Genomic DNA, 8,701 nt, shown 5'->3' on the forward strand with positions numbered 1-8,701 from the left:
GTCGCGTCGCGCCCGTCCCCGCGGGCGCGACGCGGGCCGTTGCTACTTGCCGACGAGGGTGTCGACGCCGGCCTTGTAGATGCCGGCGATCGTCTTCTCAGCGTCGGCGTCGCTGGCGCCCTTGGCCTTGTAGGTGCCGCTCCAGATCACCTCGGAGCCGCTGCCCTTGGCGACCACGTGGATGGTCGAGCGGTAATCCTCGACCGGCAGCGGGCTGCTGAGGATGCGATACGTGTAGGTGCGCTTCTTGTCGTTGCGCGACACCAGCGCCTCGACCACCTCGCCGCCGCCCTTGAGGCTGAGCGTGCGCTGCTTGCCGTCGGCCGACAGGGTGCATTTCTGCACCGGCGGCAGCCAGTTGCCGATGCCGCAGAAGTCGCCGACCTTCGCCCACATGTCCGCCGGCGTCATCGTCGACGTGGCGTGATAGCTCGTCGTCAGCGCCCAGGCGGGCACGCTGGCGAGGGCGAATGCGGACGCGAGTACGGCGACGCGCGCGGCGCGCGGCCGCGTGGCTTTGAACATGGTGTCTCCCCCTTTTGAACCGCACGGCCTCGCGCGGCGTGCGCGAAAGCTAGAGGCAGGGTCCCGGTGCGGTCAATCGGCCACAGGCTTGATGTTCGGCCACACCACCCCGCCCGGGGCGCCCCCGCGCCGGGCCCGCGGATCAGTCGGGGACGATGGTCGCGAGCGGCTTGCCCTTCTCCACGACATAGGTGATCAGCACCTTCATCGTCGCCGGCCCGTTGCGCACGCCGTGGATCGTCTCGGGCGGGATCTCGAACGAATCCCCCGGCCCGACCTGCCGGTCGGCCTGGCCGGCGACCACGAGCAAGCCGCTGCCCTCGGTGATGAAGGCCGATTCGATGCCGGGATGGGTATGGCGCGGGATGACCGCGTTGGCGTCGATCTCGACCTTGGCCTGCAACACGATGTGCTTGCCGTCGGGATAGTCACGGCTGCCGAGCAGGGTGCGGCGGAACGTGTCGGGGCCGGTCGCACCCCAGGCGGCGCGCGCCGGCGTCGCATGCAGGATCGCGGCGCCGGCGAGCGCGGCGCACAGGCCGCAGGCAAAGCCGCGCCGGCCGAGTTGCGGCTTCGTGGGATCGGTGGCGGTCAGCATCGCGTCGTTGCTCCAGTAGGCGGCCGCCCCACGCACGGGGCGGCCGCCAGGGGTTCACCGGATGGCTTCGGCGTATCGGTTCTGCCGGATCAGATCGGGGCCGGCGCGCCGCCGAGGTGCATCGGTGCCGGCAGGAAACGGTAGCCGTCGCCCTCGGCTTCCACATGGCCGATCCCGGGCCAGGGGAAGTGATAGGCGAGGATCGGCACGCGGTCATGGGCCAGCATGTCGAGCACCTTCACCCGCGACTCCGCGGCCATCGCCGGATCGGTGTCATAGGCGAACTGCGTGCGCGGATGTTCGAGCAGCAGCACCGGATGGTGCGCCATGTCGGCCGTGTAGCAGAGCTGCTGTCCGTCCTGGTCGATCATGAAGACCGTGTGGCCGACCGTGTGGCCGTAGTCGGCGATGGCGTGGATGCCGGGCAGGAACTCCTCGCCATCCTTGTAGAAATGGATGCGGTCTTTGTTGGGCGAAAGGTTCTTCGTCGCCTGGTCGAGAAAGGGCTTGAGCTTCGGGCCGACCTTCTGCGGATCGGTCCAGTAGTTGAAGTCCGCCTCGCTGATATAGAGCTGGGCGTTGGGGAAGTTGCGGGTGCCGTCATCGGCCATGATGCCGCCGCAATGGTCGATATGGGCGTGGCTCATCACCACCGCGTCCACGTCCTTGCCGTTGATGCCGGCGGCGGCGAGGGTCTTCATCAGCTGGCCGGTGGTCGGACCGAACAGCTTGACGCTGCCCATGCCGGTGTCGAACAGCACCACGCGGTCGCCGGTGTTGAGCACCAGCACGTTCTGTTCCAGCACCACGTTGTTGAGCGGCAGGAAGTTTTCCTTCAGCTCGCGGTCGATCTCGTCCTTGGTGATGTGCGCGAACGCGCCCTCCGGCGCGCCGATCGGCAGCACGCCGTCGGAGACCACCGTGACCTCGGCCTTGCCGAGCATGAAACGGTAGAGATAGGGGGCATTCTCGGTCTGCATCGGCATCTTGGCCGAGGCCGCCGGGACGCGCAGGCCGGCGACGCCAGCCGCCGCGATGGACGCGCCCGCCAGCATCTGGCGGCGCGACAGCGAACCGTGCTTCAGCATTTTTGCTTTCCTCCCGAACCGTTTGCCGGTCGCCGAAACGTTACCGTCGGTTCAGGAGGGCGTCATGTGAAATCATTACGCGCCCGCCGGCGGGACCGGCAGGCGTGCCATGCGGCGGATAGGGGGCAGGAATGCGGGGCGACATGCGCCCCGCCCGCGATCAGGCGGCGCCGGCGCGCCGGGCCTGGGCGCGCAGGATGCGCCGCTTCAGGGTCTGCGCCTCTTCCGGCAGGCGCCGGTTGGGCGTGCTGAGGAGGAACGCGTCGATGCCGCCGTTATGCTCGACCGTGCGGATGGCACGGGTGGACAGGCGCATGCGCACCCGCTCGCCCAGCAGGTCGGAGAGCATCGTCGTGTCCTGCAGGTTCGGCAGGAAGCGGCGGCGGGTCTTGTTGTTGGCGTGGCTGACGTTGTTACCGGTCAGCACGCCCTTGCCCGTAAGCTGGCAGCGGCGAGACATCGCACATCCATCCTGAATCAGGGTCGGAGAAGGTGGCGGCTTATGCCGGCCGCCGGGCGGAAGGTCAAGATGGGGGGCGGCCGCGCGCGGCGCGGACGCGGCGGGATCAGTCCGCCGCCTCCTGCTCCTGCGCCTCCTGCTCGGCCTGGAGCGCCCACATGCGGGCATAGACGCCGCCGCGGGCCAGCAGGGCGCCATGCGTGCCCTGCTCGGCGATCTGGCCGTCGGTCAGCACGATGATCTGGTCGGCATCGACCACGGTCGACAGCCGGTGGGCGATCACCAGCGTGGTGCGGTCGCGCGCGGCGGCGCGCAGGGCGGACTGGATATCCTGCTCGGTGCGGGTATCGAGCGCGCTGGTCGCCTCGTCGAGGATCAGGATGCGCGGGTCCTTCAGGATCGTGCGGGCGATGGCGACGCGCTGCTTCTCGCCGCCGGACAGCTTCAGCCCGCGCTCGCCCACCATCGTGTCATAGCCCTGCGGCAGGCGCTGGACGAACTCGTGCACCTGGGCGGCGCGCGCCGCACGCTCGATCTCGTCCTGGGTCGCGCCCGGCCGGCCATAGGCGATGTTGTAGCGGATGGTGTCGTTGAACAGCACGGTATCCTGCGGCACCACGCCGATGGCGGCGCGCAGGCTGTCCTGCGTCAGGCTGCGGACGTCCTGCCCGTCGATCAGCACGCGCCCGCCGGTCGCGTCATAGAAGCGGAACAGCAGACGGCTGATCGTGCTCTTGCCCGCCCCGGTGGGACCGACGATCGCGAGCTTGCCGCCGGCCGGGACGCGGAAGCTGACGCCGTGCAGGATCTCGCGGTCGGGGCGGTAGCCGAACCGCACATCCTCGAAGGCGACGGCGGCGGCGGTCCCCGGGGCGGCCTGGAGCGGCCGCGCGTCCGGCGCGTCCGCGACCTCCTGCCCGACCTGCAGCAGGCGGAACATCTGCTCCATGTCCACCAGCCCCTGACGGATGCTCATGTACACGAAGCCGAGGAAGTTCAGCGGCTGATACAGCTGCATCAAATAGGTGTTGACCAGTACGAAGCGCCCCACCGTCATGGTGCCGGCCCGTACCCCGTGGGCCGCCATCAGCATCAGCACCGTCAGCGCGACGGAGATGATCGCCGCCTGCCCGATGTTGAGCAGGTTGAGCGAGACCTGCACCCGCACCGCGGCGCGCTCGTACCGCGCCTGGGTCTCGTCGAAGCGGCGGGCCTCGTGCGCCTCGTTGCCGAAATACTTGACCGTCTCGTAGTTCAGCAGGCTGTCGAGCGCGCGGTTGTTCGCCTCGTTGTCCATGTCGTTCATGGTGCGGCGGATCTTCACCCGGAACGCCGCGAAGGACATCGTGAAGCCGACATAGGACGCGACGGCCGCCGCCGTGATCAGCGCGAAACGCCAGTCGAACAGCCGCCAGATGATGCCGGTGACCAGCAGCATCTCGGCGAGCGTCGGCACGACGTTGAACACGCCGAGGCGCAGGACGGTCTGCATCCCCGTCGTGCCGCGCTCGATCGCGCGCGACAGGCCCCCGGTCTGGCGGTCCATGTGAAACCGCATCGACAGCCGGTGCAGGTGGCGGAAGGTGCGTATCGCCACCCGCCGGACGATGCGCTGCTGCACGGCGACGAACACCGCGTCGCGCAGTTCGGCGAAGGCCGCGGACGCCAGCCGCAGCAGCCCGTAGCCGAGGATCAGGGCCAGCGGGATGCTCAGCATCCCCTCTCCGCCCTTGGGCGCCAGCGCGTCCACGGCCCGGCTGTAGACCAGCGGCACCGCGACGGTCGCGACCTTGGCCAGCAGCAGGAAGCCGAAGGCTGCCAGCACGCGCAGCCGCACGCCCCGGTCGTCACGCGGCCAGACATAGGGGATCAGCGACCGAATGGTCGCCCAGGCGGTGCGCACGGGCGGCATGCCCTCGGCGTCGAGTGGCACGCCGTGCGTGCGGAGGGTGCGGGCCATGATTGCGATGTGGCATCACATGGACGCCTTGCAAAGCACGGACAGATGCCGGGGCAGCGTGACAATGTGCTATGCGCCACGCCCGTCATGTCCGCCCATCCCCGCCCCGACGCCGCCCCGTCCGCTCCCCCCGCCGGCAACGCCGCGCCGTTCCTGCGCCACATCGCGGCGTGCCGGACCGCCGTGCTGCCCGGCCGGCGGCTGGAGTTCGTGTTCGGTGGCGTCGAGGTGGGCTTCGTCGCCCCGGCGCTGGCCGATCGTCTGCGTACCATGGACGGCTTCACGGTCGCCGGCGGCCGGGTCGCGTGCGCAGGCCAGGACGCGCTCGATGCCGCGCTCGCGCTGCTATGGGCGGACGGGACGCTCCGCCGGCGCGGGGAGGCCTTCGACATCCGGGCCGATCACGCCGGTCCCTCGCTCGGCACCATCGACCGCGGCGCGCTGCCGGCCTTCGGCATCGCCGCGTCCGGGGTGCACGTCAACGGCCTGGTGGAGCGGCCCGACGGGCTGCATGTCTGGATCGCCAAGCGCGCGGCGGACAAGCCGACGGACCCCGGCAAGCTTGACCACGTGACGGCGGGGGGCATTCCCGCCGGCCTCTCGCCCGCGGCCACGCTGGTCAAGGAAGCGGCGGAGGAAGCGGCCATCCCGCCCGATCTGGCGACGGCCGCGCGCCCGGTCGGGGTCATCGCCTATGCGATGGAGCGGCCGGAGGGTCTGCGCCGGGACCGGCTCTATTGCTACGACCTGACGCTGCCCGACGGATTCGAGCCCCGCCCGGCGGATGGCGAGGCGGCGTGGTTCGCCCTGTGGCCGGCCGCGCGCGTGCTGGCGGCGGTGCGCGACACCGACGACTTCAAGTTCAACGTCAGCGTCGTGCTGATCGACCTGTTCGTCCGGCGCGGACTGATCGAGGGGCCGGCGGCCGCGATGCTCCGCGCGGCCCTCGATCGGGAGTAGCCGGCGGCGTCAGTAACCGGCAGCGTCCGGCGTCAGGCCTCGGGCGGCGCCGCGGCGATCGGGATTTCGCGGGTGTCGGGCTGATCGCCGGTGCCGGGGATCGACTCGTCGTCGCTCCCGCCATCGTCGGAATCCGCCTGCATGCCCTGCTCGTCGCCGCCGTTGCCCTGCCGGCGCGGCGCCCCGCCCCCGTTGCCGCCATTGCCCGACTGCTGCTGCGCGGCCTGGTTCATGGCGTTGAGGATGCGGAAATAATGCTCGGCGTGCTGGAAGTAGCCTTCCGCCATCACGCGGTCGCCGGCGCTGGTCGCGTCGCGGCCAAGCTGGAGGTATTTCTCGAACAGCTGCTGGGACGTGCCACGCACGCGCACATCCGGGCCGTTGCTGTCAAAGACGTGGTTGCGGTTGAGCGGTATGCCGCCACCGTGATGGCGCATGCCACCGCCACCGCCGCCACCACCGCCATTGCTGCGATGGTTGCGTCCACGCATCCGTTTCATGTTCATGCGTCTGCCGTCACGCCTTCTCTGTCTGCGGCGCCCGGGTCCTGGGGTCGCGCCTCATCGGCCCGCCGCACGAGGCGACGCTGTCGGCGAGGCCCGCATCCAGAGGCATTGCCCCGAGGCCTGTCTGTCCTAACCGGCTTTGGTCCGGGGTCCGCCCCATACGGGCAATCCCCCGGTCATCAGCCAACACCCGCGTCGAAGCGATCCCGAGGGCGCCGTCCGGCTGAGGGCTTGCAGGCACTGTCCCTCACGGTGTGCCCGCCGCGTTCTGGAAGCTAACGGCCACGCCCAACCGTGCCAAACGGTTTTTTCATCTTCCGCCGCGGTGCGGCACGCGGGTCACACCTGCGTCCCCCCGCCCGTCCCTCCGCCTTCCTCCCCGGGCGTGCCGGCCGGCCGCAGCACGACGGCGCGCGCCAGGCCCGCCAGATCGCGCCGCGGGTCGGCGTCGAACCCCCACCGCGCCGCCAGGTCGGCAAGTGCCGCCGCCTGATCCGCCCCGTGTTCGAAGACGGCAACCCCGCCCGGCGCGAGCAGCGCGGACAAGGTCGGCAGCAGGCGGCGATAGGGGTCGAGACCATCGGCGCCGCCGTTCAGGGCGCTCGCCGGCTCGTGCCGGGCGACCTCGGGCATCAGCGCGGCGATGGTGTCGCGCGGAATATAGGGCGGATTGGCCACGATCACATCAAAGCGGCCGCGCAGTGCGGCATCCCAGTCCGCGCAGAGGAAGGCGGCGCGTCCCGCCAGCCCGAGCGCCGCCGCGTTACCCGCCGCGAGCGCGCAGGCCGAAGGCACGACGTCCACGCCGAGCCCCCAGGCGTCCGGCCATTCGGACAGCAGCGACAGCAACAGGCAGCCGGTGCCGGTGCCGAGGTCGAGCACACGCAGGCCGCGCCCGGATGGCGGCGCCGGGGCGGCGGCAAGCGCTGCCTCCACTACCGTCTCGCTGTCGGGACGCGGAATCAGGGTCGCGGGCGAGACGGCGAACGGCAGGCTCCAGAACTCCCGCGTGCCCAGCAGATACGCGAGCGGCACCCGGGCGGCCCGCCGCTCGATCAGGCGGTGATAGTCGCTCGCGGCGAGCGGCGCGGCGCGGTCGGCGAGCAGCGTGGCGGCATCGACGCCGAGCGCATGGGCAAGCAGCAGCCGCGCCTCCAGCCGGGGCGTGTCGATCCCGGCCTCGGCGAGGCGGGCGGCGCCCCAGTCCAGTGCCGCGGCGCGCGTGACGGCGCCGCCCATGTCAGGTCTCGGCGGCGAGGCGGGCCGCCTGATCCTCGGCGATCAGCGCGTCGATGAACTCGTCGAACTCGCCCAGCATGACGCGGTCGATCTTGTAGAGCGTCAGGTTGATGCGGTGGTCCGACACGCGGCCCTGCGGGAAATTGTACGTGCGGATGCGCTCGCTGCGGTCCCCGGTGCCGACCTGCGACTTGCGGTCGGCGGCGCGGGTCGCGTGCAGCGCCGCGCGCTGCTGCTCGTACAGGCGCGCGCGCAGGATCTTCATCGCCTTGGCGCGGTTCTTGTGCTGACTTTTCTCCTCCTGCATGGCGACGACGATGCCGCTCGGCAGGTGGGTGATGCGCACGGCGCTTTCGGTCTTGTTGACGTGCTGGCCGCCGGCGCCGGAGGCGCGATAGACGTCGACGCGCAGATCGCCCTCGTCCACGTCGACATCCACCTCCTCGGCCTCCGGCAGCACGGCGACGGTGACGGTGGAGGTGTGGATGCGGCCCTGGCTTTCGGTCGCCGGGACGCGCTGAACGCGATGGACGCCCGATTCGAACTTCAGCCGCGCGAACACCCCGCGGCCGGTGATCTCCGCGATGCCTTCCTTGAGCCCGCCGAGGTCGCTGTCGGCGTATTCCAGCAGCTCGAACCGCCAGCCACGCAGGGCGGCGTATTTCTGATAGGCGCCGAACAGCTCGGCCGCGAACAGCGCCGCCTCGTCGCCGCCGGCGGCCGGGCGGATTTCGAGGATGGCGGAACGCTCGTCGGCCTCGTCCTTCGGCAGCAGGGCGATGCGCAGCTCGTGCTGGAGGCCGGGGATGCGCTCCTTGAGGTCGCGCAGCTCGCCCTCGGCCAGCTCGCGCATCTCCGGGTCGGCGAGCAGCGACTCCGCCTCCGACTGGGCCTGCTCGGCGGCGCGCAGCTCGTCGATGCGCGCGACGATCGGCTCCAGCTCCGACAGCTCCTTGGACAGGCGCGCATAGTCGTCGCCGGCGACGCCCTCGCTCAGCATCGCCCGCACCTCGTCGGCACGGGCGGCGATACGCTCCAGCGCGTCGGCGAAGCTCATCGCAGCCGGTCTGCCACCTGTGCCAGCGGGACGGCCGATTGCGCGCCGGTCGCGAGGTCCTTGACCTGCGCCACCCCGGCGGCGAGGTCGTCGGCGCCGATGATGACGGCGGCGCGGGCGCCGGTCTTGTTGGCGCGTTCCATGCGGCGCTTGAGATTGCCGCGATAGGCCATCTCCGCCCGAAGCCCGGCGGCGCGCAGGCCTTGCAGCACGCCGATCGCCGCATCCTCCGCCGCCGCGTCGACCGGGATGACGGCGACGGGCGCGGGCGCGGTAATGGTCCAGCCGCTCGATGCTCATGCGCGCCT

General features: G+C 70.9%; 10 protein-coding genes. 1 reads left to right on the forward strand and 9 read right to left on the reverse strand.

Going from position 1 to position 8,701, the window contains the following annotated elements; genetic code table 11:
• Nucleotides 1-42: 42 nt before the first annotated feature.
• The 5 genes from B8460_RS07510 to B8460_RS07530 form a co-directional block, all read right to left on the reverse strand.
• A complete protein-coding gene (locus tag B8460_RS07510; protein WP_048860966.1) occupies nt 43-525 on the reverse strand; it encodes an SRPBCC family protein in 483 nt (160 codons plus the stop codon).
• 142 nt (nt 526-667) lie between these two features.
• On the reverse strand, nt 668-1,159 hold the full coding sequence (locus B8460_RS07515; RefSeq protein ID WP_052945169.1) for a cupin domain-containing protein: 492 nt from the start codon (nt 1,157-1,159) through the stop codon (nt 668-670).
• Nucleotides 1,160-1,212: 53 nt separating this feature from the next.
• Nucleotides 1,213-2,211, reverse strand: coding sequence for an MBL fold metallo-hydrolase (locus B8460_RS07520; protein WP_048860967.1), 999 nt, complete (start codon nt 2,209-2,211; stop codon nt 1,213-1,215).
• A 160-nt stretch (nt 2,212-2,371) separates the two neighbouring features.
• Entirely contained in the window at nt 2,372-2,671 is a 300-nt protein-coding gene (gene rpmB, locus B8460_RS07525; protein WP_048860968.1) for a 50S ribosomal protein L28, read from the reverse strand.
• 106 nt (nt 2,672-2,777) lie between these two features.
• Complete coding sequence (locus B8460_RS07530; protein WP_373855734.1) at nt 2,778-4,631, reverse strand: ABCB family ABC transporter ATP-binding protein/permease; 1,854 nt, start codon at nt 4,629-4,631, stop codon at nt 2,778-2,780.
• Nucleotides 4,632-4,718: 87 nt separating this feature from the next.
• On the opposite strand from B8460_RS07530, the gene B8460_RS07535 reads away from it, so the two are divergent.
• On the forward strand, nt 4,719-5,591 hold the full coding sequence (locus B8460_RS07535) for an NUDIX hydrolase (RefSeq protein ID WP_158322743.1): 873 nt from the start codon (nt 4,719-4,721) through the stop codon (nt 5,589-5,591).
• 32 nt (nt 5,592-5,623) lie between these two features.
• Here B8460_RS07535 and B8460_RS07540 read toward each other — a convergent pair whose 3' ends face one another.
• The 4 genes from B8460_RS07540 to B8460_RS07555 all read right to left on the reverse strand — a co-directional run bounded on the left by B8460_RS07540 (nt 5,624) and on the right by B8460_RS07555 (nt 8,671).
• Complete coding sequence (locus B8460_RS07540) at nt 5,624-6,091, reverse strand: DUF4167 domain-containing protein (RefSeq protein WP_373855736.1); 468 nt, start codon at nt 6,089-6,091, stop codon at nt 5,624-5,626.
• A gap of 345 nt (nt 6,092-6,436) precedes the next feature.
• Nucleotides 6,437-7,336 (reverse strand): peptide chain release factor N(5)-glutamine methyltransferase, encoded by a 900-nt coding sequence (gene prmC / locus B8460_RS07545; RefSeq protein WP_048860970.1) that lies wholly within the window; start codon nt 7,334-7,336, stop codon nt 6,437-6,439.
• Nucleotide 7,337: 1 nt separating this feature from the next.
• On the reverse strand, nt 7,338-8,393 hold the full coding sequence (gene prfA / locus B8460_RS07550) for a peptide chain release factor 1 (RefSeq protein WP_048860971.1): 1,056 nt from the start codon (nt 8,391-8,393) through the stop codon (nt 7,338-7,340).
• The gene (locus B8460_RS07555; RefSeq protein ID WP_084623311.1) at nt 8,390-8,671 is read right to left on the reverse strand and encodes a His/Gly/Thr/Pro-type tRNA ligase C-terminal domain-containing protein; all 282 of its coding nucleotides are present in this window, start codon (nt 8,669-8,671) and stop codon (nt 8,390-8,392) included. The genes prfA and B8460_RS07555 overlap by 4 nt, the downstream gene beginning before the upstream one ends.
• Nucleotides 8,672-8,701: the final 30 nt, after the last annotated feature.

This window comes from Acidisphaera rubrifaciens HS-AP3, from assembly GCF_000964365.1.
Lineage (GTDB): Bacteria > Pseudomonadota > Alphaproteobacteria > Acetobacterales > Acetobacteraceae > Acidisphaera > Acidisphaera rubrifaciens.

Coding starts and splice junctions, on each gene's coding strand:
- B8460_RS07510 (WP_048860966.1), bottom strand. CDS start 525: ATGTTCAAAGCCACGCGGCCGCGCGCCGCGCGCGTCGCCGTACTCGCG.
- B8460_RS07540 (WP_373855736.1), bottom strand. CDS start 6,091: ATGAAACGGATGCGTGGACGCAACCATCGCAGCAATGGCGGTGGTGGC.
- prmC (WP_048860970.1), bottom strand. CDS start 7,336: ATGGGCGGCGCCGTCACGCGCGCCGCGGCACTGGACTGGGGCGCCGCC.
- B8460_RS07530 (WP_373855734.1), bottom strand. CDS start 4,631: ATGGCCCGCACCCTCCGCACGCACGGCGTGCCACTCGACGCCGAGGGC.
- B8460_RS07535 (WP_158322743.1), top strand. CDS start 4,719: ATGTCCGCCCATCCCCGCCCCGACGCCGCCCCGTCCGCTCCCCCCGCC.
- prfA (WP_048860971.1), bottom strand. CDS start 8,393: ATGAGCTTCGCCGACGCGCTGGAGCGTATCGCCGCCCGTGCCGACGAG.
- B8460_RS07520 (WP_048860967.1), bottom strand. CDS start 2,211: ATGCTGAAGCACGGTTCGCTGTCGCGCCGCCAGATGCTGGCGGGCGCG.
- rpmB (WP_048860968.1), bottom strand. CDS start 2,671: ATGTCTCGCCGCTGCCAGCTTACGGGCAAGGGCGTGCTGACCGGTAAC.